Here is a 24,580-nt window from a genome sequence, read left to right as displayed (position 1 = left end):
CATTAAAACTCTTTTCTCAGCCAGCTATTGATACGTTTAAACCAATTGCCCACTGAGGCACGTTTTTCTACTTCTGACTCACCACTGAGATGAGATTCTTTACCGTAATGCAATAACCCAACAGCAGTGGAGTAATAAGGTTCCTGTGCATAATCCGTCAGCCCGGTGATATTGAGCGGTTGACCGATACGAACCTGGGCATGGAACACCCGTTGTGCGCATTCAGCCAGCCCATCAATTTGTGCAGCACCGCCAGTCAGCACGATACCGGCTGCCAGATGATGCTTCACCCCTTGCTGACGCAACTGCTCCTGCAATTGTAAAATCTCGTCATTAACTAAATTCAGCAACTCGGTGTAGCGTGGTTCTATAACCTCAGCGAGCGTCTGTCTTTGCAGACTACGGGGAGGGCGTCCGCCAACACTTGGCACTTCTACACTTTCGTCCTTGCTGACTATCGACCCGAGCGCACAGCCGTGCCGAACTTTAATCGCTTCCGCATCTGTAGGCGGCGTACCAAAAGCATAAGCTATGTCGCTGGTGACCACGTTCCCGGCGTAAGGGATAACTTTGGTGTGCCGTAAAGCGCCACCGGTATAAACCGCCATATCCATGGTGCCACCGCCGATATCAACGACACAGACCCCCAGCTCACGCTCATCTTCAGTCAATACTGCATAACTTGCTGCCAAACCGGCGAAAATCAGTTGGTCCACTTTCAGACCACAACGTTCCACCGCTTTAACAATATTCTTCGCCATATCGTTATGGCAGGTAATCAGGTGCACTTTAGCCTGCATCCGCACGCCAGACAGACCAACAGGATTTTTGATGCCTTCCTGATAATCGATGGCATATTCCTGTGGAATAACGTGCAGGATACGATGCTCATCACGCACACGCACCGACTTCGCGGTATGCACTACGTTCTCTACATCTTCCTGAGTTACTTCTTCTTCTGAAATAGGAACCATCCCTATTTCATTCTGGCAACTGATATGTTTACCCGATAACGCCAAATAAACAGATGAAATTTGGCAATCCGCCATTAACTCAGCCTGATCGATAGCGCGCTGCACGCATTTCACTACCGATTCAAGATCATTAACCCCACCCTTATCCATGCCACGGGATGGGCAACTGCCGACCCCAATAATATTGACCATGCCATCGGGCAGAACTTCCCCTACCAATGCGGAGACCTTTGCCGTGCCGATCTCAAGACCTACTACCAGTTTTCTGTCCGTCGACTTGATCATTGTTGTTTTGCCTGTGCCTGATTCTGTTGCGGATTACTGTTCTGCTGGCCATTTATTGGTGGCTCACCACCCTGACTGCCGATAAATACCGGAGCCCAACCTATTGCAGCCCCTGTCTCATATCGCAAATCAACATAACTGACTCGTTTATCTGGCTGCTGTTGCAACATCGGATATAACTCGATGAAACGTTGCAAACGCCCCATCCGGTCATCCCGTCCCAGCTCCAGCCGAACATCATTATCTAAGGCCAACTGCCAAGAATGTCTGGCGCTCATCGCCACCATCTTTAGCTGATATTTATTGGCCGCTAACACCTTATTTATTGCCCGGTAGCCTTCCAGAACATCCTGTTCACTGCCTTCCGGGCCATACAGTAATGGCAATTTCTGTGTACCGACCCGCTCGGACGGCACACTAAATGACCGCCCTTGCTCATCAACCATATGCAAATCATTCCAGCGAGCAAAAGGCACATACTCCACCAGATGGATTTTCAGCTCATCCGGCCACTGTTTACGCACACTGGCCTGCTGAATCCAAGGCAACCTTTCAATCTGCTGTTGGATGATGTTCACATCCTGCGTCATAAAGGTACCCGGTGCGCCTAATGCCAGAATTGCCTGGCGAATATCATCATTGGTGGTGTAATGGCGCTCACCGGTCACCACCAGTTTTGACAGTGGCAATCGGCTGGCATCTTTCATCCACCCCACTACGACCCACCCACCCCAGAGCATGGTACCCAGAACCATTAGCAGGAAAATCAGACCTGCTAGTTGGCCTCCGTTACTGCGTCGGGCCACGCTGTTTTCAGCCGCACGTTCACGCGCATTCAGGGCAGCTTGCGACATATCAGTCAGCCAACATCAAAATTCGAGCGACCAGTTGGGAGAAACTCAACCCTGACTGGCGGGCTGCCATCGGCACTAAACTGTGGCTAGTCATACCCGGTGAAGTGTTCACTTCAAGCAGGTAAAAACTGCCGTCACTGTCTTGCATGACATCCACCCGGCCCCAACCGCTGCAACCCAGCGCCTGATAAGCCTGCAATGCCAGCGTCGCCAATTGTTGCTCCAACTCATTGCTCAAACCACTTGGGCAAAAATATTGTGTTTCGTCAGACAGATACTTGGCTTCATAATCATAGAACACGCCGGGCGCCTGAATACGGATTGACGGTAAAACATCATCACCGAGGATCGCGACGGTGTATTCCGGGCCACTCAACCATTGCTCTATCAGCACATCACTGTCGTGCCGGAAAGCTTCAACCAAGGCACTCTGCAATTGATCGACGTGATCAACCTTACTCATGCCAACGCTGGAGCCTTCGTGGCTTGGCTTAACAATTAATGGCAGGCCAAGCTTAGCGACACCCGCTGCTAATTCCTCTGACGAAAGTGTTTCAAACTGTTGACGATTCAACGCGACATAAGGCGAAATCGGCAGATCTGAAGCCTGCCACACCAATTTGGTGCGTAATTTGTCCATCGTCAGGGCTGACGCCATCACACCACTGCCGGTATAAGGCAGTTGCAGGAATTCCAGTACCCCTTGCAAGGTGCCATCTTCACCACCACGGCCATGTAAAGCGATAAAGACCTTATCGAAGCCCTGTTCTTTAAGCTGAGTCACTGGGAAGTCTCGGGTATCAATCCCATGGGCATCGATACCTGCTTCTCTCAAGCCCGCTAATACCGCCTGACCTGATAGCAATGACACTTCACGTTCAGCGGAGGTACCACCCAGCAGTACCGCGACTTTCTCAGCCATGATGTTCCTCATCTTTTATCTGTGGCTGCAATTTAAGCTCAGCCAATTTACGGGCAATTTTACCAATGTTACCTGCGCCTTGAACCAGAATCAGGTCATCGCCTTTCAGCACTTGCGCCAATATTTCAGGTACGGTTTCACTGTCTGAAACCAAAATTGGGTCTAACTTGCCACGATTACGGATGGTGCGGCACAACGAGCGGCTATCAGCCCCTGGGATCGGCGGTTCACCGGCAGCGTACACATCCAACATCAGTAGCACATCAACCTGCGATAACACATTGGCGAAGTCGTCGTACAGGTCACGGGTACGGGTATAACGGTGCGGCTGGAAGACCATCACGATGCGCTTATCCGGCCAACCCGCGCGCGCAGCTTTAATGGTGGCATCCACTTCAGTTGGATGATGGCCGTAGTCATCAACCAGCATCGCACTGCCTTCTTTGCCATTGACCGATGCCAGCGGGAAGTTGCCGAGGAAATCAAAGCGGCGACCAGTCCCCTGGAACCCTGCCAACGCACGCAGAATATCTTCGTCTTCGATACCTTCTTCTGTCGCCACGGCCACCGCCGCCGCTGCATTCAGCGCGTTATGACGACCCGGTGCATTCAAGGTCACCGTCATCAATGGCTTATCCAAGCGTTTGAGCGTGAAGTGCCCCTGTGGGCCTTCCTGCCGGTAGCTGGCGATCTGCACATCGGCATCATCACTGAAACCGTAGGTGGTAATGTGGCGGCCTACCCGTGGTAGCAACTCGCGCACCACCGGATCGTCAATACACATCACCGCACGACCATAGAATGGCAAGTTGTGTAAAAAGTTAATAAACGTCTGTTTTAAGTTCTCAAAGTCGCCCTGATAAGTATCCATATGGTCGGCTTCGATATTCGTGACAATCGCCACCATCGGTTGCAGATGCAAAAATGACGCATCACTTTCATCGGCTTCTGCTATCAGGTAACGGCTGGACCCAAGACGAGCATGGGTCCCTGCCGCTTTCACCAACCCGCCGTTAACAAAGGTTGGATCCAGACCGGCTTCAGCATAGATACTGGAAACCATCGCCGTGGTGGTGGTTTTGCCGTGAGTGCCTGCAACCGCAATGCCATGACGAAAACGCATCAACTCTGCCAGCATTTCTGCGCGGCGGATCACCGGAATACGCGCCTCGCGAGCCGCAACTATCTCTGGATTATCCGCAGAGATTGCAGTTGAAACCACGACCACACTGGCGTCCAGAACGTTTTCAGGACGGTGATGGAAATAGATTTGTGCGCCCAAAGAGGCCAAATGCTGAGTGACCGGGTTAGGTGCCAAATCTGAACCGCTAATCTGATAACCTTCGTTAGCCAACACTTCAGCGATACCACCCATGCCGGCACCACCGATGCCAACAAAGTGAATGTGCCGGACGCGACGCATCTCGGGCACGATAGTTCGTAGTTTCGCCAGTTGTTGTGTATTCACGTTTCTCTTCACTTTTTTGTCTGTTGCATATTCACAGCCCGCATTAACCTAACTACCTGCTGTTCATTATCTGTTTTTACTATTACTTACTGGCCGCGACCACTTCAGCAGCTACGCGCTCAGTAGCATCCGGGATAGCCACGGACCTTGCCTGTTCAGCCATAGTTAGTAAGGTTGCTCGATCCCACTGTTCCAATAAGCTGCTGACCGCCTCGGCGCTAAATTGCGGCTGCTCGATAATCTTGGCCGCACCGGCCTTTTCCAGCGGCAGTGCATTCCAATACTGCTGCCGGTCTTTATGCTGAAACGGCACAAAAATCGCCGGTAAACCTGCGGCGGCAATTTCACTGACCGTCAGCGCACCTGAACGGCACACCACCACATCGGCCCAACTATAAGCGGCTGCCATATCGTCGATAAACTCAGTAATTTTATGCTTATCATCGCCCTGCCCGACTTGCTGGTATGCCTGTAATACTTCTGGCAATGCGCCTTTACCTACCTGATGCCACAGCGTGATTTTCTCACCCAACTGTGCGGCAACCTGCGGCATCGTCTGATTTAGCACCCGCGCACCTTGGCTACCACCGATAACCAACACACGAACCGGGCCTTCACGGCCGACCAAACGTTGCGCCGGCAATGGCAGCGCAAGAACATCGGTACGAACCGGATTGCCCACCACATCAGCATTTGGGAATGCGCCGGGGAAGGCCTGTAACACTTTTTTGGCAATTCTGGCTAGCCAGCGATTAGTCAAACCGGCAATGCCATTTTGCTCATGCAACACTACTGGAATACCGCACAGCCATGCCGCCAAACCACCGGGACCGGAAACATAACCGCCCATGCCCAGCACCACGTCCGGCTGGTAGTCACGCATGATTTTCCTGGCCTGACGCACCGCACGATAAATCCGCACTGGTGCCATCAGTTGAGCCATTAGCCCCTTGCCGCGTAAACCAGAAATCTGGATGAAATCAATCTCAATGCCATTTTGGGGTACCAATGACGCTTCCATTCGGTCTGCGGTGCCGAGCCAACGCACCTGCCAGCCTTGCGCCATCAGATGATGTGCCACGGCCAATCCGGGGAAGACATGCCCCCCGGTGCCACCAGCCATCACCATTAAACGCTTGGTCTTGCCACTCATCGGGCACTCCTTACAAACGCCTGGGCTTTTGCCAGACGTGTTTCAAAATCAATGCGTAGCAACAGCACAATTGCCGTTGACATAATAATCAAGCTCGAACCACCGTAACTGATCAGTGGTAAGGTCAACCCTTTGGTCGGCAACATTCCGGCAGCAGCCCCAACGTTAACCAGAGCCTGAAAACTGAACCAGACGCCGATTGAGCAAGCCAAAAAGCCAGAAAATCGCTGATCTATCTCCAACGCGCGACGGCCGATGGACATAGCACGAAAAGCGACGAAGAATACCATTAACAGTGCCAGAACCACACCGAAATACCCCAGTTCCTCGCCTAAAATCGAGAAAATAAAGTCGGTATGCGCTTCCGGTAAATACTCCAGTTTCTGCACTGAGTTACCTAAGCCTTGCCCCCAGAATTCACCACGGCCAAAAGCCATCAGCGACTGGGTTAACTGATAACCACTACCGAACGGATCCGCCCATGGATTCCAGAAGGATGTCACACGGCGCATACGGTAGGGTTCAGCAACAATCAGCAGACAAACCGCAAACACACCAGAGCCGATAATCGCCAAAAACTGCCACATTTTCGCGCCAGCTAGAAACAGCATCGCCAGCGTGGTAATAAACAGCACCACCACCGTGCCTAGATCAGGCTGTGCCAGCAGTAACACCGCCAGAATAACCATGACCCCCATCGGTTTACAGAAGCCCCAGAAATTACTGCGAACCTCTTCAACCTTACGCACCAGATAGCTGGCCAGATAACAAAACAGTGACAGCTTGGATAATTCCGCTGGCTGAATACGCAGCGGCCCCAATGAAATCCAGCGTGATGCCCCGTTTACCGAGCTACCCACCACCAACACCACCAGCAACATTACTATCGAAATCAGTAACATGATATTGCTATAGCGCTGCCAGACCGCCATCGGGATACGTAATGTCACCAGCGACAAACCCAATGCCAGCGCCAGATAGAGAGCATCACGTTTGGCAAATAAGAAGGGATCACTGGCCAGACGCTGACCAATCGGCATTGATGCCGATGTCACCATCACAAAGCCGATAATCGCCAAACCGAATGTCAGCCACAGCAAGGTTCTGTCGTAAAGCACCATGCTGGTGGTGTCGCTTTCGCGCGATCCCATCACAAAATGTTTTACGGTATTAAACAGCCCCAGCCCCGGCATGCGCATCAGCCCAACTCCTCTGCCAGGCGAGCAAACTCATCACCACGTTGTTCAAAACTGCGGAATTGGTCCAAACTGGCGCAAGCAGGAGACAGCAACACCATATCTCCCGGTGCCAGTCTCTGCGCCAGCAGTACCATGGCCTGTTCCATCGTCTCGGTAAGCTGAGAGACCTCAGAGCGTAATTCAGCCAGTTGCTCACCATCACGGCCAAAGCAGTAAATTTTGATATGGTCGCCTTGCAGAAAACGCGTCAACCCAGAGAAATCAGCGGATTTACCGTCGCCGCCCAACAATAAATGCAAGGTGCCGTCAACCTGCAAGCCATCCAACGCTGCTTCCGTACTGCCAACATTGGTGGCTTTAGAGTCATTAATCCAACGCACGCCATTGTGCTCAAACACCAGTTGGAAACGGTGTGATAAACCGGTAAAGGTGGTCAATGCTTTCAAACTTGACGAGCGGGGAATCCCCACAGCATCAGCCAGCGCCAGTGCTGCCAACGCATTGGTATAGTTATGGCGACCGGTCAATTTCATTTCACGGGTATTCAACACTTTCTCACCCCGAACCCGCAGCCAGATTTCCCCCTGCTGCTTATTCAGGTGGTAGTCACCCACATCCACACCAAAGCTGATACAGCGGCTATCAGCGCCACGCACCGGCATGGTAAGCGCGTCATCGGCATTCACCACACAAACTTTAGCGTTTTCATAGACTCGCAGTTTAGCTGCGCGATATTGCTGCAAACCGAACGGATAACGGTCGGTATGATCTTCTGTTACGTTCAAGATGGTGGCCGCACTGGCATGCAAGCTTGAGGTAGTTTCCAACTGGAAGCTCGATAGCTCTAATACCACCAACTGGTTTTCTTGTTTCAATAGCGTAAGAGCCGGAACACCGATATTGCCACCGACGCCAACCTGCCAGCCCGCCGCTTTAGCCATCTCGCCCACCAGCGTGGTCACGGTACTTTTACCGTTAGAGCCGGTAATCGCTACTACAGGTGCCTGATTCTCACGGCAGAACAGCTCGATATCGCCGACAATCTCGACACCCGCCTCAGCGGCGTCACTCAAGGCAGGATGTGCCAGCGCGATGCCTGGGCTGGCCACAATCAAATCTGCATCTAATAACCACTGCTGATGAAGGTCGCCGACATGGCGCTCAACGCTTTCAGGCAATTTATCCAGGCCTGGCGGATTAATACGGGTATCCATCACACGCGGCGTAACCCCGCGCGCCATAAAGAAATCAACGCAGGAAAGGCCGGTTAGCCCCAGCCCGATAATGACTACTTTTTTACCCTGATAATCAGCCATAATTACCGCACCTTCAGCGTCGCCAGGCCAATCAGCACCAGCATCAGCGAAATAATCCAGAAACGCACGATAACCCGTGGTTCTGGCCAGCCTTTAAGTTCGTAGTGATGATGAATCGGGGCCATGCGGAAAATACGCTGCCCACGCAACTTAAAGGAACCTACCTGTAGGATTACCGACAGCGTTTCAACCACGAATACCCCGCCCATAATCACTAATAAGAACTCTTGGCGCAGTAATACCGCGATAGTGCCTAACGCACCACCCAAGGCCAACGAGCCGACATCCCCCATAAAGACCTGTGCCGGATAGGTGTTAAACCATAAGAAGCCCAGCCCAGCCCCCACAATCGCGGTACAGACAATCACCAGTTCACCGGCATGGCGCAGATAAGGAATGTGCAGGTATGCGGCGAAATTCACGTTACCGGTCGCCCAGGCAACCAAGGCAAAACCACCGGCGACGAACACGGTCGGCATAATGGCCAAACCATCTAATCCGTCAGTCAGGTTCACCGCGTTACTGGTACCGACAATCACAAAGTAAGCCAGCAAGATATACATCAAACCCAGTTGCGGCATGACGTCTTTGAAAAATGGCACCACCAGCTCGGTAGCCGCGGTGTCTTTACCGATGCTGTACATGGCGAATGCTGCCGCAAGTGCAATCACTGACTGCCAGAAATACTTCCAGCGGGCGATCAACCCTTTGGTGTTTTTACGCACTACTTTGCGATAATCATCGATAAAACCGACGATGCCATAACCGATAAGAATGAATAGTACACACCAGACATACGGATTGGAGGGGTAAGCCCACATCAGCACTGAAATGGTGATAGAGAACAGAATCATCAGGCCGCCCATGGTCGGCGTGCCGCGTTTACTGAAGTGTGACTCTGGCCCATCGTTACGTACTACCTGACCAATCTGCAATTTCTGCAAATAAGCAATCAGGTGCGGCCCCATCCACAAAGAAATAAACAGTGCCGTCAACAGACTGACAATGGCTCGGAACGTCAAATAGGAAAAGACGTTAAAGCCCGAGTAAAATTTTACTAAGTATTCAGCCAACCAAACTAACATGATGCATTCTCCTGTAACGCACGCACGACATTTTCCATGGCGGCGCTACGTGAACCTTTAATTAAGACGGTGATAACCGGATGTTCGAGCAGCAATTCACTCACACGGGCTGCTAATGTGTTCTTATCCTGAAAATGTTCGCCGTTGCCGCTCGCATCACTCAGTGTTTGACTCAATGTGCCAACACTCAGCACTTTATCCACTCCCGCCTGCCTGGCCGCCTCACCCACCTGGCGATGACAATCTACGGCGGTATCACCCAATTCGGCCATATCCCCCACCACCAGCACGCGGTAACCGGGCATTTCTGCCAACACTTGGGCCGCGGCAGTCATAGAGCCGACATTGGCGTTGTAGGAGTCATCGAGCAGCAATTTACCTGCCGATAATTGAATCGGGAATAAACGGCCCGGTACAGCTTGTAATTGTGCCAGCCCTTGGCGGACGGCAGCTAAATCAGCGCCAACCGACATGGCTAACGCCGTTGCAGCCAAGGCGTTAGCAATATTGTGTCGCCCCGGCAGTGGCAATTCGATGGCTATGGTGCCAAATGGCGAATGCAGGGTGAAATGTGTCGCCTGTGGTGTAATACGCACATCACTGGCATAGAAATCGATATCTTCTGCGCCGCGAGGTGAAAAATACCAAACACGCTTGTTGTGCAGCATTTCCTGCCAATGCGGCCAGTCATTGCTATCAGCATTAATAATTGCCGTCCCGTTAGCAGGCAACCCGGCAAAAATTTCACCTTTAGCCTTCGCCACCCCTGCCAGTGAACCAAAACCTTCCAGATGAGCGGCCGCTAAATTATTAACCAAAGCACTTTCAGGGCGGCTTAAATCCGTGGTGTAGGCGATTTCGCCCACATGATTAGCACCCAGCTCAATCACGGCAAAATCATGTTCAGGCGTCAAACGCAGTAAAGTCAGTGGCACCCCAATATCGTTATTGAAGTTACCGGCGGTATACAGCACATTGCCGCATTGACGCAAAATGGCGGCAACCATTTCTTTTACCGAGGTTTTACCGGATGAGCCGGTTAAAGCCACCACCCGAGCAGGCACTTGTTCACGCACCCACGCAGCAAATTGCCCCAGTGCCAGACGCGTGTCTTTGACCACTAACTGAGGTGCCCCCACCAGTAAGCGTTTACTTACCAGCAAAGCGCCTGCACCTGCGGCAACAGCATCTTCTGCAAAATCATGCCCATCAAAACGCTCGCCTTTCAGCGCCACGAACAAACACTCCGGTGTGACCTTACGGGTATCAATGGTCACTTCGGTGATGTCGACGTTTTCACTGTCAATATATTCAGCATTAAGCAGCGTAGACAGAAAATGCAGTGAGACCTTAATCATGCCATCACCCCCAATAAACGGGCGACGGTAACTCTGTCTGAATAATCCAGGCGGCGATTACCCACTAATTGATAATCTTCATGTCCTTTACCCGCCACCAGCACGACATCTTCTTCTTTGGCTTGCATAATGGCACTGGTCACCGCTTCAGCACGGCCATGAATTGCCAATGCATGTCCGGCATCCAGCAAGCCACTGAGAATATCCGCCACGATAGCCTGCGGCTCTTCACTGCGCGGGTTATCGTCGGTGACGACCACCCGATCCGCCAGTTGTTCTGCGATACCGCCCATAAGTGGGCGCTTACCCTTGTCACGATCACCACCGCAACCAAACACACACCACAACTGGCCTTTACAGTGTAAGCGGGCCGCAGCCAGGGCTTTTTCCAAGGCATCCGGGGTGTGGGCATAATCCACCACCACCGTCGGCTTACCGGGCGCGTTAAACACTTCCATACGCCCGCACACCGGTTGCAGGTTTGGTGCGGTTGCTAATAATTGTGCTAACGGATACCCCAGAGAAAGGAGGGTTGACAGTGCCACCAGCAGATTACTGACGTTAAACGCCCCCATCAGACGGCTTTCTAATTGGCCTTCGCCCCAGCTTGAGTCAAAAGTGATGCTGGCACCGTTATCGTGATAATGAACGTTACTCGCCGATAACCACGGGCCATTCCAGCCCGTAGGAACTTTGTCTTCCATGCTGACAGCAACAGCTTGCGGCAACTGCCCTAACCAGCGGCGACCGACTTCGTCATCAGCATTGATAATTTTATGTTCGGATTGATGGGTGGAGAACAGCAACCATTTTGCCGCCTCATAACTCGCCATATTACCGTGATAATCCAGATGATCGCGGCTTAAGTTAGTAAACACTGCTGCTGCAAACGGCAGTGCGGCTACGCGGTTCTGAATCAAACCGTGGGAAGAAACTTCCATCGCCGCAAAAGTAGCCCCTTGCTCAACCAAATTGCGCAGTAAATGTTGAATATCAACCGCTGAACCGGTGGTATTTTCCGTCGGAATCACTTGCCCTAACAGACCATTGCCAACCGTACCCATTACCGCGCTGGTTTCCCCCAGTGCCTGACTCCATTGTGCCAGCAGTTGGGTGGTGGTGGTTTTGCCGTTGGTCCCCGTCACACCGACCAAACGTAATGCTGTACCCGGCTGATGGTAGAATTGCCCCGCCAGCTTGGATAAATGTTGATTCAAATTACGCAAATAAATAACAGGAATGCCGTGCATCTCTACCACACGGGCATCCGGCGCTACACCATCGGCTTCAGCGACCACTGCCGCAACACCTTGTGCAATGGCTTGCGGGATATAGCGACGCCCGTCCGTCTGATGGCCGACAATGGCGACAAACAAATCCCCGGCAGCGGCAACACGGCTGTCTAATGTCATTTCCCGTAGCGCACGCTCCGGGACGTCTAGCCCCCAAGGAGCGAGTAAGTCGCGCAAGTTACGATCTGCCACCTGAACCCTCTTTTGTATTAATCACTAATTCGCTTTTATCACCGGTGGGTAACGCATCTGGCTCAATGTTCATGGTACGCAGGACGCCGCCCATGATGGCACCGAACACCGGTGCAGAAACCGCACCACCGTAATATTTCCCTGCCTGCGGGTCATTGATGACCACAACCAGAGCAAATCGAGGGTTACTCGCGGGCGCTACGCCGGCGGTGTAAGCGAGGTATCGGTCCATATATTTACCGTCCGGGCCAACTTTCTTGGCGGTACCGGTTTTAATGGCAATACGGTAGCCTTTAATGGCGGCTTTGGTGCCCCCGCCGCCAGGTAATGCCACGCTTTCCATCATATGAACCACGGTACGAACCAGCGGTTCAGGGAAAACGCGTTCACCGGCCACTGGCGGGTCAACTTTAGTGATCGACAGCGGGCGATAAATCCCCATGCTGCCGATGGTTGCATAGACTCGCGCTAGTTGTAACGGTGTTACCATTAGCCCGTAGCCGAAAGAGAAGGTGGCCCTCTCTATGTCAGACCACCGTTGTTTTTTAGGATATAAGCCACTGCTTTCTCCGACCAACCCCAAATTGGTCGCTTTCCCAAACCCAAACCGTGAGTAAGTATCTACTAACGCTGAGGATGGCATCGCTAACGCCAGCTTAGAAACGCCGACGTTACTCGACTTCTGCAAGATCCCGGTCACAGATAGTTCTGCATAACGGGCCACGTCTTTAATCTGGTGACCGTTAACAAAGTACGGCAAGGTGTTCAGCACGCTGTTTTCTTTCACAACGCCATGCTGCAATGCCGTCATCACTACCATGGGCTTCACTGTGGAGCCGGGTTCAAAAATATCGGTTATCGCCCGGTTACGCATGGCATCTTTCGGCGTTCCGGTCAGGTTATTCGGGTTATAAGACGGGCTATTCGCCATTGCTAATACTTCGCCGGTACTCACATCTACCAGCACCGCAGTGCCTGATTCTGCTTTGTTGAATGCCACCGCATTGTTCAATTCGCGATACACCAGCGCCTGTAAACGCTCATCAACACTCAACACCAGATTATGTGCTGCCTGACTATCGACAGAAGAGATATCCTCAATGACACGGCCATAGCGGTCTTTACGTACCGTACGCTCACCCGGTTGCCCGGTAAGCCAACGGTCAAAACTTTTCTCAACCCCTTCAATACCTTGGCTATCGATGTTGGTCACACCGATAATGTGTGCCATCACTTGGCCTGCCGGATAGTAACGGCGTGATTCCTGGCGCAAATAGATACCGGGGAGTTTCAGTTTATGGATATAGTCGCCAATCGCAGGATTAACCTGACGCGCCAGATAAACGAAACGTCCCTTCGGGTTAGCATTAATTCGGGCCGCCAATTGATCCAGTGGAATTTCCAGTGCATCCGATAGCGCTTTCCAGCGAGTATCTAACGTAATCCCCCCACGCTCGGTCAGCTCTTTCGGATCTGCCCAAACCGCATTAACCGGTACGCTAACCGCCAACGGGCGGCCTGAACGGTCACTGATCATGCCACGGGCTGTTGGCACTTCCTGTACCCGCAACGAGCGCATATCACCCTCACGCACCAGTCTGTCAGGGTTAATCACTTGCAGGTATGCAGTACGTAACATCAAACCGACCAATGCCAGTAAAATACAGCCGCACAGCAACGCAAAACGCCAGCTAATAAAGCTGGCTTGTTCTTCCTGGCGCTTTAACTTCCCGGGGCGCGTTGCTTTCATCCGTTACCTTGGCTGCTAGGCGTCATGGTGGCGACTCATTCCTTTATTTATTGGAGAAATTTATTGTTTAACCACAATATTTTCTTGTGATGGATCAACATGTTGCATTTTCAATTTGTCAGTCGCGATACTTTCCACACGACTGTGGTCACCCAACGCATTCTCTTCCAGAATCAGGTTACGCCACTCGATATCCAGCGCGTCCCGTTCCAGCACCAACTGCTCACGCTCTGCGGTCAACAAGCGTGTACGGTGGGCGGTGGTTACCACGAAAACAGCAGATACCAACACCGCGATCAGTAAAATCAACGGGATCTTCGCATTGCGGATTAAATCACCGCCGATGACCCCAACTAAACCGTGGCGTTCGCTGCCTATCACTCTTTAATCCTCTCGGCAAAACGCAATACCGAGCTTCGTGCCCGTGGGTTTTCAGCCACTTCAGCATCTGGAGGCATCATCTTGCCAACCGATTTCAATGTGCGCCCACCCATGCTGCGTAATTGCGCTTCCGTCAATGGCAACCCCGCCGGCACCTGTGGTCCACGGCTGTGATGACGAATAAAGTTTTTAACAATGCGATCTTCAAGAGAGTGGAAGCTAATCACTGACAAACGGCCCGCAGGGGCCAGGACTTCAAGTGCGCCATCAAGTGCGCGCTCAATCTCTTCCAACTCACTATTGATATAGATACGAATAGCCTGGAAGCTACGGGTAGCAGGATGTTTGTGCTTTTCGCGAAATGGGCTGGCGTTGGCAATCAAATCCGCCAGCTCTTTGGTGCGAGTCATCGGTTGAGTAAGGTTGCGCTCAACAATGGCTTTGGCCAGACGCTTGGCAAAACGCTCTTCACCAAAGGTTTTCAGCACCCACGCGATATCGTCAGCACTGGCTTTCATCAACCATTCAGCAGCAGATAATCCACGGGAGGGGTCCATGCGCATATCCAACGGCCCGTCACGCATGAAAGAGAAGCCACGCTCAGGGTCATCCAACTGTGGTGATGAAACCCCGAGATCCAGCAATACACCGTCAATCCGGCCCACTAAGTCCAGCTCTCGCACATAATGTGCTAACTCGGAAAAAGGACCGTGTACGATAGAGAAACGCGGATCTGTAATAGATTTTGCCGCTTCGATAGCTTGTGGGTCACGGTCAATTGCAATCAGACGCCCTTCTGGCCCAAGCTGGGACAGAATCAGACGCGAATGGCCACCACGGCCAAAAGTTCCGTCAATATAGATGCCGTTATCGCGGATGTTCAGGCCATTTACCGCCTCATCCAGCAATACGCTTGTATGCTTGTAGTTGTTATCTACAATTTTGTTGTTATCTACCATGCTTATAGCGATAAGTCCTGTAGCCGCTCAGACAATGGTTCCTGAGTGGACTGTTCTGCGTCGATGTCATCCTTGACTTGTTGATACCAGGTCTGTTCATCCCACAGTTCAAACTTGTTGAACTGCCCAACCAGCATCACTTCTTTATTCAGCCCGGCATGCTGTCGCAGTGTTCCTGCGATCAGTAAGCGCCCAGCACCATCCATCTGACATTCACTGGCGTGCCCTAACAGCAAACGCTGAACCCGACGTTCAGCCGGATTCATGCTCGACAGACGGGATAATTTTTGTTCAATGATTTCCCATTCAGGGAGTGGATAAAGCAACAGGCATGGTTGGTGAAGGTCTATGGTACAGACCATCTGGCCCTGCGATTCCTCATTCAGTAGATCCCGATAACGGGTAGGTACGGCAAGCCGCCCTTTACTGTCGAGGTTAACCATCGTTGCACCACGAAACATGACTGAGTTACCCCTTCATGACCCAATTCGCCACTTTACCCCACAAATCCCCACATTAAAGAGTTTACGGATGGTATGAAAACCTTGTCAAGCCAGAGCCGATGCGCTTTGACAATATTTATGGGCCGTTTTTGAGATATATCTCGTAGAAGGGGCTATTTTAGTGGTTGTAATAGAAATTAACGTCATGATAAACGGGCTATTTTTCCGCCAGTAATTCCAGCTACTTAAATAAATAATTAATTGTCGATTAATTGTCTCATTATTTCCTTCTGCAAGGAATGTCTCATTTTTAGTATGAAAATTGTACGGTCTAAAAATAAACAGCCTGAGCACAAAACCCGCTGCCGCTGGCGTCTCCTAAGGAAAAACAGCGGTAATCGACGGCAAAACCCACAGCAACACAATAATAACCTTGAGAACAACAAGTGTTACTGGCGCGACATTTTACTTCAATTAACCGACGGGGATTAATCTATTTTGAAATAAATTATTGGTGTCTATTTCCGGGCATCACTGAAATATGAATGCCTTCAGACAGATAAATCTTAAATTAGCAAAATTGAATGATTTAGTTTTTGCCTCACTCATTATTTTAAATTTGACTGACCTTTGCCGGCCCCCCTCGGCTGATAACGTAGAAACACAACTATCTGTTTTTAAAGTAAAACAAGACACCTTACCATTTAAAAAACCACCAAAAGCTCAATTACTCACAGTACAAAGTATAAAAATCAGCCAAATGTTAAAAATAAAAATTTTGAGCTGGTTATATTACAAACAATAGCACTGTAAACTACATCAAAAGCAAAAAAGCAATACAATCACCTGTCATTCAAATGATGAGCAATATATAAATCCTGCTAATAATCTCATGAATTGGCGTTTTAGCAGATTTTCCCCCCAAGTAGGGAGTTAATCACAATGTTTTCAACTGGGTCCCGTCTGCGTAGTGCCGCAGCCGATACTTTTGCACTGGTAGTGTATTGTTTTGTCATCGGCATGATAATTGAAATCGTGATCTCGGGAATGACCTTCCAGCAGTCTCTTTCTTCTCGCCTGGTTTCAATACCGGTCAATATCCTTATTGCCTGGCCTTATGGGGTGTATCGGGATGCCTTTATCCGCTTTGCGCGTCATCATGCCGGCAAGTATTTTTGGGCACGGAATCTGGCAGACTTACTGGCCTATGTCAGCTTCCAGTCTCCGGTTTATGCCATGATTTTGTGGTCGGTCGGGGCTGATTTAGAGCAAATCACTACAGCGGTTACCAGTAACGCGTTGGTTTCGATGGCGATGGGTGTGGCTTACGGCTATTTCCTGGAATATTGCCGTCGATTGTTCCGCGTGGCGGGCTATATTTGAATACCCGTCATCTTTCATGGTGCAGGTGTGTTGGCTGTGCTCACTACTCGGCCCATCCATAGGCCTCACCTCGTTGAGGCCGCTGCCGCCTCCTGCACCATAAAATCTATTGGGTATTAAGCGAACCGAAATGTTTATTACTCGGTTACTTGCGGCTCAAACTGCCACGGCGGAACAAATTGCGGCGAATACGGGTTAAACCCGGTTTCGGTTTATGCGGTTCATCCAGACTGGCTAATACCAGCTCCAGTACGCGCTCGGCAACATCGCGGTGACGCTGTGCCACCGCCAGTACTGGGCACTCAAGGAAGTCCAGCAGCTCGTTATCACCAAAAGTAGCAATCGCCAGATTACTGGGTAAACGCCCACTTTGCTTTAAGGTAACATCCATAACGCCCTGTAGTAGCTGGAATGAGGTGGTAAACAACGCCTGTGGCATTGGGTGGGTCTTAAGCCACTGCGCAAACAGCACACCGGCAGCTTCGCGCTCGTAGCTATTGGCATACAGGTAATCGACTTTACGTGGATCATCTTTCCACGCCTCACGGAATCCCATCTCACGCAAGAAACTGACTGACAGCTCCGGCAGCGCGCCTAAATACAATACAGATTCCGCCGGGAAGGCACGCAGTTCTTGTGCCAACATCAGTGCATCTTCTTGATCCGCGCCGACGACGCTAATGAAATGCTCCCGATCTAGCGCCCGATCCAATGCAATTATTGGCAATGGATCATTAGCCCAGCGCTGGTAAAAAGGGTGCTCAGGGGGCAATGCGGTAGAAACGATAATGGCATCAACCTGACGCTGTAACAGGTGTTCGATACAACGCATCTCGTTATCTGGTTGATCTTCCGAGCAGGCTATCAACAGTTGATAACCGCGCTGGCGCGCCTGGCGTTCCAGATAATTTGCAATGCGGGTATAGCTGGTATTCTCAAGATCCGGGATCACCAAACCGATGGAGCGGGTTCTGCCCGCGCGCAATCCTGCCGCAACAGCATTTGGGTGATAGTTATGTTCCCTGACAACCGCCATAACTTTGTCTACTGTTTTATCGCTGACTCGGTACTGTTTCGCTTTGCCATTAATGACATAACTGGCCGTTGTACGCGAAACGCCCGCAAGACGCGCGATTTCATCCAGTTTCACATTAACCCCTTATAAACCCAATAAAGTGATGAAAGGCATGATGTCTGCCAGAGCTAAATATCCCAGCGTTTCTCAATACGCCAATAAACCGCAGTGTTACAGGCTAAAACACACGATTTATAGACATAGTTTAACTACGGATATAGCACACTGTAGATCTAACCGCAGAACTCACTATTGAGCAACCGCTTTAACCGCCCTATAACGCTATCTCGGTTAAAAAATAAGAAAAAAAAAGCCCGACACACCTGCCGAGCCTGATTATTGGAGATTAGTCAGTGTTAATAAGTTTCATTAACGCATAATCTTGTCACCGCGTGACACACCAACAATGCCTGAGCGGGCAACTTCAACAATTTCTGCCACTTCCCGCACCGCATTGAGGAATGCATCCAGTTTATCACTGGTGCCCGCCAGTTGGACAGTGTAGAGCGTGGCGGTAACATCCACAATTTGCCCACGGAATATTTCCGCACACCGTTTCACTTCCTCACGCCCGTAGCCACTGGCCTGCAACTTCACCAGCATAATCTCACGTTCAACATGTGAGCCAGAAACCAGCTCACTGACGCGCAGTACATCCACCAATTTATGTAGCTGTTTTTCTATCTGCTCCAGAACTTTGGCATCACCTACGGTCTGAATCGTCATGCGGGAAAGTGTAGGATCGTCGGTCGGCGCAACCGTTAAACTCTCAATGTTATAACCACGTTGAGAAAACAGGCCCACCACTCTTGAGAGGGCACCTGATTCGTTTTCCAGTAGAACTGATAAAATCCGGCGGCGCATAATTATGTCCTCTCCGTTTTGCTAAGCCACATTTCGTCCATGCCACCACCACGAATCTGCATCGGGTAAACATGCTCCGTTTCATCAACCGTCACATCTACAAATACCAAACGCTTGGTCGCGGATAATTGTGCCAGGGCATCAGCCAGTTTGCTTTCCAACTCATCCGGCGTGCGGATGGAAACACCAATATGACCATAAGCTTCAGCCAATTTGACGAAGTCAGGCAGCGAATCCATATAAGACTGTGAGTGGCGGCCAGAGTAGATCATATCCTGCCACTGTTTCACCATGCCGAGATAGCGGTTGTTCAGGTTCAGCACCAGCACTGGCAAGTTATATTGCAGTGCAGTAGATAACTCCTGAATATTCATCTGGATGCTACCATCACCGGTAACGCAAACTACGGTTTCGTCTGGTAACGCCAGTTTAACGCCAAGCGCTGCCGGCAGGCCAAAGCCCATTGTCCCAAGGCCTCCTGAGTTAATCCAACGGCGTGGTTTATCAAACGGATAATAAAGTGCGGCGAACATCTGGTGTTGACCGACATCAGAGGTGACATAGGCATCACCGCTGGTGAGGCGATGTAGGGTTTCGATCACTGCCTGCGGCTTGATTTTTCCGCTGTCTTTGTTGTAACTCAGGCAATTACGGGCACGCCATTGTTCGATGGATTGCCACCAATCACGCAAACTATCGCAATCTTGTGTGCAATCAATCTGAGACAGCAGCTCCAGCATCTGTACCAAGACTTGTTTGGCATCACCAACAATCGGAATATCAGCATTTACGGTTTTCGAAATTGAAGTCGGGTCGATATCAATGTGTGCCACAGTGGCATTCGGGCAGTATTTCGCCAGATTATTGGTGGTTCGGTCATCAAAGCGCACGCCAACGGCAAAAATCAGATCCGTATTGTGCATCGCCATATTGGCTTCGAATGTCCCGTGCATCCCCAACATGCCCACGCTTTGGCGATGAGTGCCCGGGAAGCTCCCCAGCCCCATCAAAGAGCTGGTCACCGGCAAATTCAGTTGCTCAGCAAGAGCTAGCAGCTCTTCGTGGCAGGCAGAATTAATCGCCCCACCGCCGACATACATGATGGGCTTTTTAGCCGCCAGAATAGTTTGCAGCGCACGTTTAATCTGCCCACGATGGCCTTGTACCGTGGGGTTATAAGAGCGCAAGCTAACCTGATCCGGGTAGGCGTAAGGCATTTTTACCGCAGGGCCAACGATATCTTTTGGCAAATCGATAACGACCGGACCTGGGCGGCCAGTCGATGCCAGATAGAAGGCTTTTTTCAATACCATTGGAATATCTTCAGTGCGCTTCACCAGAAAACTGTGTTTCACCACTGGGCGGGAGATCCCCACCATGTCACATTCCTGAAAAGCATCGTAACCTATCAATGAGCTAGGTACCTGACCGGAAAGCACCACCATCGGTACAGAATCCATATACGCGGTAGCAATACCGGTAATGGCATTGGTCGCCCCAGGGCCGGAAGTGACCAGCACCACGCCAACCTCACCGGTTGCCCGAGCATAACCATCGGCCATGTGAACCGCGCCTTGTTCATGGCGTACCAGCACGTGATCGATGCCGCCGACCGTGTGCAGGGCATCGTAGATATCAAGTACGGCCCCGCCGGGATAACCGAATACATGCTTCACGCCCTGGTCGATTAACGACCGGACAACCATCTCGGCTCCTGACAACATCTCCATGGGTTTTGCCTCCAGGCTTTGTTTGCTCATTGGATAACGGGAAGTCATTTCCACGGGATCCTGTAGGAAAGGCACTACGCCCTGATTCCTATATTTATTATTTTTAACGTAACCAACTTATTAACATAACGTCAGATTTTCTGGCAGGCAAATGGCAATTCGCTGCGCTAAAGACAATTCTGTTGGTCGCACTCTGTTTTTGCTCGCATTCCAAACATAAAACACTGCCTGTTAAGGAGTGATCTTAGTTTAAACACCGTCAAGATGACCAATCATAGAACTTAATTAGGCTGATAATTTTTATGCATCGGAGGAAGAAAAAACCGGGGGCGATACCGAGCCAGGTGGCGAAAGTGCTGAACGTTCAGAAAAACAGCGGCTGCCTGTTAACAACAGACAGCAACGTAATAACACTATCGATTAATCACGGTACATCGAATCAATTTCATTCTGATAACGCTGGAGAATGATTTTGCGACGCAATTTCATCGTCGGTGTCAGTTCACCGGTTTCCATGGTGAATGCCTGTGGTAACAACGTAAAGCGCTTAACCTGCTCGAACATCGCCAACTCTTTTTGCATATCTTTCAGTCTTTGTTCAAACAAACCGACAATATGGCTATGGCGTAACAACTCTAACCGGTCGTGGTATTTCAGGTTTATCGAACGAGCATACTCTTCAACTGATTCAAAACAGGGCACAATCAGCGCTGAGACAAATTTGCGCGTATCGGCAATAATCGCGACCTGCTCAATGAAACGATCCTGACCGAGTGTGCCCTCAATCATTTGCGGCGCAATGTATTTGCCGCCGGAGGTTTTCATCAAATCTTTCAGCCGTTCGGTGATAAACAAATTACCCTGAGCATCCAACGCCCCGGCATCCCCCGTTTTGAGCCAACCATCTTCGGTGAACGACTCTGCCGTCTGTTGCGGTTTATTAAAGTAACCACGCATCACAATCGGGCCACGTACCTGAATTTCATTCTCTGCGCCCAAACGCACATCAATCCCCGGTAATGGCTTACCGATAGAGCCGAACCGGAAGTCTTGCTCTTCCCAACAAGAGACGGTGGCACAGGTTTCGGTCATGCCATAGCCGTACTTAATGTTGATACCGATGGACTGGAAAAACAGGATGATATTGTCATCTAACCGAGCACCGGCGGCCGGTAAAAAGCGCACTCTACCCCCCAACACCCCTCGCAATTTCCTCAACACCAGACGATCCGCCAGCTGGTACAGCTGTTCGGATAACAATGATAATGTTTCCCCACGTTGCAGGCTTTGGAATTTGCGCTCACCCCGGCCTACCGCCCAGCGAAACAATATCCGGCGATGCCATTTTGCCAGAGCAACTTTGTCATTGATGGCACTGAATATCTTCTCGTAAAAACGAGGGACGGCACACATCACTGTCGGCTTTACTACCTGCATCGCCGAGCGCACCCAATCAGTGTCGCTGATATAGACATTTTGTGCGCCGGTATGCATTACATAGAAGCTCCACGCCCGCTCAAACACATGGGATAATGGCAGGAAACTAAGAGAGACATCCTCTGCTGTCAGGGTTAAGCGCTGATCGTGCAAATAAAGCTGGGCTGCCATATTACGGTAATCCAGCATCACACCTTTAGGTTCACCCGTGGTACCCGAGGTATAAATCAGTGTGAATAAATCATTTAAGTCGCAACTATCTATACGCGTAGTGAGTAGGTGCTGTTGGACCGCATCAGGTTGTTGCTCAAAATCAGCTAAGTGTTGGGCGTATTCACAACCGCGCAAATCGACTGCGGGGTCTAATACAATAATTTGAGCAAGTTGCGGGCACAGCGGCTTTAGTGTTGCGGCAACATCAAATTGTGTCTGTCCACCGACAAATAAAATACGCACATCGGCATCATTGAGCACATAAGCCGCCTGAGTGCTGGTATTGGTGGCATACAGTGGGACGCTGACGCCACGCAACTGTAAAATAGCTAAATCCGCCAACGACCAAGTCATACTGTTGTTGGCAAAAATCCCAATGCGCTCCTGAATGGCAACCCCGAGGGATAACAAAGCTGCTGAAATCCGGGTGACATGCGTGTCAACCTGCTGCCAGCTTAGTTGTTTTTCACCCTCGGGTGACCATTCACGCCAAGCTATCTGGTCAGCACGGTGGCTGATTTGTTGGCGCAGACGGCGCACAAGGTGGTATTGCTCTAATGTGTGGGTCATAACATCGCCGCTCGCTATATACTTGCTGTCTTCCAAGTTGCTACTGTGTGATGGCGGGTGCTCATCCAAATCACGTGACGGAGTCCGTTCATTGGGAGCCTTTCATTTACCGCCTTGCTACACCTTGAAATCTATTGGGTATTGATTATCCATTAAAGTGTACTGTAACTTACCACTAATTGGCATTCAGCTTACATGTGTTCACTTTTTTTCGCGCAGTCTACCTGCTCTATTGGCTATGGCAAACAAAATTCAGAGTAGAAGTGTGAGCTGAAATTGACTTTGATGAAAAAGAGAGCGTTTAGAACCATAGGAGTGAGGGGTAAACACGGCAATAACGTTGTATTGAACTGACCAATGGCTGGAAACAAAATATGTTTTAATTTAGTTGTTACCTTTACCTGCCACTGAAAATAATATGATTCCAGCAGCAGGGGTTAACAAAAGTAATTACTCAGGAGTATCCAATTGGCTGAGTAACTCTTTCATCCACTGATGGCCTTTATCTCTATCAGTAGATTCGTGCCACGTGAGATAACATGGGCGGCATGTTTCCTTCCAAGGTAAAGAGATAAGTTTCAGATTAAGTGCTTCACTGTATGTTTGAACAAGCCAGCGAGGGGCAATAGCCACAAAGCAAGTTTGGGATACAATATTAAGCACACTATTCATATCGGTACTTTCATATACAATAGTTTGAGCACTTATTTCTGATTCATAATAATGCTCACTGAAAGAACCTATTTTATCCAATGACACTACCGCGTGTGACTCTGAAAGGAGCTGTTCTTGCGTAATTGAATTATCAATACGGGGGTGATTTTTTGAGACCGCCAAAACGGACTCATCATTAGATATTGATAAGTAATGGAAGTCTGGGCGCTCAAACTTGGTATAACCTATCACAAACTCGGTCTCTTGATAACGTAACTGATGCTCAATATTATCATTCAAATAAGATTTGATAATGAGTTGAACATTAGGCGCTAATTGCTTAACACTTTCTATTATTTGTGCCGTCAATCTAATATCTAACGGGCTACAAATAGATAGATTAAAGATTCGCCCACTTTTTTTGGCTTCAAAGCCAGCACCGGGTAGCTCATTTTGAACTAATTGTAGAGCTTGTCTAACCGGGCCAAACAACTGACGAGCCCTGGCGGTAGGCTGGATACCACGGCCATAACGAACAAACAGCTCATCATTAAACATCACTTTCAAGCGGGCGACTGCGTTACTCACCGCAGGCTGGGACATCCCCAGTGACTGGGCTGCACGTGTTACATTATGCATTTGCATCACAGCATCAAAAACCGTTAATAAATTGAGGTCGACACTTCTTAAGTGAACATCACTACCTTCTTTTTAGTTACTTGGTCGTCGGCTACTAAGTTGTGTTCAAGCATGCTTAACTCCACTGATCTTTATGCAGATGACATGATTAATAGAAGAATCCTGCTGATACTTTTGCATACCTCAAAATATCTTTATTCTCTTACTATTAACGATGCCAATGTTCTCATCATTACTCTTATCAGGTAAAATGAGTCTCATCCTTGTATAAATGCAAAAGTATTAATTCCCTCCCTCCCTTTCAGTTAATAACGCCCATAGATAAGTGCGTGAACAAGATATTCACATAAAGTATCTTATATATGCTCATACAGTAATTTACAT

20 protein-coding genes and 1 pseudogene are annotated in these 24,580 nt (G+C 50.0%); 2 read left to right on the top strand and 19 right to left on the bottom strand.

All coding sequences use genetic code 11. From position 1 onward, the window contains the following. Positions 1–2: 2 nt before the first annotated feature. The 14 genes from ftsA to mraZ all read right to left on the bottom strand — a co-directional run bounded on the left by ftsA (position 3) and on the right by mraZ (position 15,649). Positions 3–1,259, bottom strand: coding sequence for a cell division protein FtsA (ftsA, locus tag V2A85_RS05005; protein WP_002210431.1), 1,257 nt, complete (start codon positions 1,257–1,259; stop codon positions 3–5). Further along, positions 1,256–2,113 carry a cell division protein FtsQ gene (gene ftsQ / locus V2A85_RS05000; protein ID WP_083160517.1) on the bottom strand — a complete coding sequence of 286 codons (858 nt, stop codon included), beginning with the start codon at positions 2,111–2,113 and terminating at the stop codon, positions 1,256–1,258. Before ftsQ ends, ftsA begins: the two co-directional genes overlap by 4 nt. 1 nt (position 2,114) lies before the next feature. Further along, positions 2,115–3,035 carry a D-alanine--D-alanine ligase gene (locus V2A85_RS04995; protein WP_372558007.1) on the bottom strand — a complete coding sequence of 307 codons (921 nt, stop codon included), beginning with the start codon at positions 3,033–3,035 and terminating at the stop codon, positions 2,115–2,117. After that, positions 3,028–4,503, bottom strand: a complete 1,476-nt coding sequence (gene murC, locus V2A85_RS04990; protein ID WP_420070982.1) for a UDP-N-acetylmuramate--L-alanine ligase — start codon at positions 4,501–4,503, stop codon at positions 3,028–3,030. Before murC ends, V2A85_RS04995 begins: the two co-directional genes overlap by 8 nt. Positions 4,504–4,585: 82 nt before the next feature. Further along, complete coding sequence (gene murG / locus V2A85_RS04985; RefSeq protein WP_420070981.1) at positions 4,586–5,656, bottom strand: undecaprenyldiphospho-muramoylpentapeptide beta-N-acetylglucosaminyltransferase; 1,071 nt, start codon at positions 5,654–5,656, stop codon at positions 4,586–4,588. After that, positions 5,653–6,855 carry a cell division protein FtsW gene (gene ftsW / locus V2A85_RS04980; protein WP_050086107.1) on the bottom strand — a complete coding sequence of 401 codons (1,203 nt, stop codon included), beginning with the start codon at positions 6,853–6,855 and terminating at the stop codon, positions 5,653–5,655. Before ftsW ends, murG begins: the two co-directional genes overlap by 4 nt. Then, entirely contained in the window at positions 6,855–8,171 is a 1,317-nt protein-coding gene (gene murD / locus V2A85_RS04975; RefSeq protein ID WP_420070980.1) for a UDP-N-acetylmuramoyl-L-alanine--D-glutamate ligase, read from the bottom strand. The genes ftsW and murD overlap by 1 nt, the downstream gene beginning before the upstream one ends. A gap of 2 nt (positions 8,172–8,173) precedes the next feature. Further along, positions 8,174–9,256 carry a phospho-N-acetylmuramoyl-pentapeptide-transferase gene (gene mraY / locus V2A85_RS04970; protein WP_083160529.1) on the bottom strand — a complete coding sequence of 361 codons (1,083 nt, stop codon included), beginning with the start codon at positions 9,254–9,256 and terminating at the stop codon, positions 8,174–8,176. Further along, on the bottom strand, positions 9,250–10,614 hold the full coding sequence (gene murF / locus V2A85_RS04965; protein ID WP_420070979.1) for a UDP-N-acetylmuramoyl-tripeptide--D-alanyl-D-alanine ligase: 1,365 nt from the start codon (positions 10,612–10,614) through the stop codon (positions 9,250–9,252). The genes mraY and murF overlap by 7 nt, the downstream gene beginning before the upstream one ends. Then, on the bottom strand, positions 10,611–12,098 hold the full coding sequence (gene murE, locus V2A85_RS04960) for a UDP-N-acetylmuramoyl-L-alanyl-D-glutamate--2,6-diaminopimelate ligase (RefSeq protein ID WP_420070978.1): 1,488 nt from the start codon (positions 12,096–12,098) through the stop codon (positions 10,611–10,613). Before murE ends, murF begins: the two co-directional genes overlap by 4 nt. Next, complete coding sequence (locus V2A85_RS04955) at positions 12,085–13,848, bottom strand: peptidoglycan glycosyltransferase FtsI (RefSeq protein ID WP_083160533.1); 1,764 nt, start codon at positions 13,846–13,848, stop codon at positions 12,085–12,087. Before V2A85_RS04955 ends, murE begins: the two co-directional genes overlap by 14 nt. 60 nt (positions 13,849–13,908) lie before the next feature. After that, positions 13,909–14,229 (bottom strand): cell division protein FtsL, encoded by a 321-nt coding sequence (ftsL, locus tag V2A85_RS04950; RefSeq protein ID WP_083160535.1) that lies wholly within the window; start codon positions 14,227–14,229, stop codon positions 13,909–13,911. Continuing rightward, positions 14,226–15,188 carry a 16S rRNA (cytosine(1402)-N(4))-methyltransferase RsmH gene (rsmH, locus tag V2A85_RS04945; protein ID WP_083160537.1) on the bottom strand — a complete coding sequence of 321 codons (963 nt, stop codon included), beginning with the start codon at positions 15,186–15,188 and terminating at the stop codon, positions 14,226–14,228. Before rsmH ends, ftsL begins: the two co-directional genes overlap by 4 nt. Before the next feature lie 2 nt (positions 15,189–15,190). Next, complete coding sequence (mraZ, locus tag V2A85_RS04940) at positions 15,191–15,649, bottom strand: division/cell wall cluster transcriptional repressor MraZ (RefSeq protein WP_004875568.1); 459 nt, start codon at positions 15,647–15,649, stop codon at positions 15,191–15,193. Between the two features lie 523 nt (positions 15,650–16,172). Here mraZ and V2A85_RS04935 point away from each other — a divergent pair. Further along, positions 16,173–16,436 (top strand): hypothetical protein, encoded by a 264-nt coding sequence (locus V2A85_RS04935; RefSeq protein WP_420070977.1) that lies wholly within the window; start codon positions 16,173–16,175, stop codon positions 16,434–16,436. Positions 16,437–16,573: 137 nt separating this feature from the next. After that, positions 16,574–17,014 carry an L-alanine exporter AlaE gene (locus V2A85_RS04930; protein WP_372558000.1) on the top strand — a complete coding sequence of 147 codons (441 nt, stop codon included), beginning with the start codon at positions 16,574–16,576 and terminating at the stop codon, positions 17,012–17,014. Between the two features lie 145 nt (positions 17,015–17,159). On the opposite strand, the gene cra is transcribed toward V2A85_RS04930, so the two are convergent. From cra to leuO, 5 genes and pseudogenes are all read right to left on the bottom strand, one after another. Continuing rightward, complete coding sequence (gene cra, locus V2A85_RS04925) at positions 17,160–18,164, bottom strand: catabolite repressor/activator (protein WP_005181395.1); 1,005 nt, start codon at positions 18,162–18,164, stop codon at positions 17,160–17,162. A 294-nt stretch (positions 18,165–18,458) separates the two neighbouring features. After that, a complete protein-coding gene (ilvN, locus tag V2A85_RS04920) occupies positions 18,459–18,953 on the bottom strand; it encodes an acetolactate synthase small subunit (RefSeq protein WP_004388986.1) in 495 nt (164 codons plus the stop codon). 2 nt (positions 18,954–18,955) lie between these two features. Further along, positions 18,956–20,683 (bottom strand): acetolactate synthase 3 large subunit, encoded by a 1,728-nt coding sequence (ilvI, locus tag V2A85_RS04915; protein ID WP_420070988.1) that lies wholly within the window; start codon positions 20,681–20,683, stop codon positions 18,956–18,958. Between the two features lie 420 nt (positions 20,684–21,103). Further along, complete coding sequence (locus V2A85_RS04910; RefSeq protein WP_420070976.1) at positions 21,104–22,903, bottom strand: AMP-dependent synthetase/ligase; 1,800 nt, start codon at positions 22,901–22,903, stop codon at positions 21,104–21,106. Between the two features lie 450 nt (positions 22,904–23,353). Next, positions 23,354–24,309 (bottom strand): annotated as a pseudogene (leuO, locus tag V2A85_RS04905) (transcriptional regulator LeuO). Positions 24,310–24,580: the final 271 nt, after the last annotated feature.

This window comes from Yersinia sp. 1252 StPb PI, from assembly GCF_048593885.1.
In the GTDB taxonomy this organism is placed as follows: Bacteria; Pseudomonadota; Gammaproteobacteria; order Enterobacterales; family Enterobacteriaceae; genus Yersinia; species Yersinia enterocolitica_E.
The sequence above is the reverse complement of the archived record's forward strand: the minus strand, read 5'-3'. Positions and strand labels throughout refer to the sequence as shown.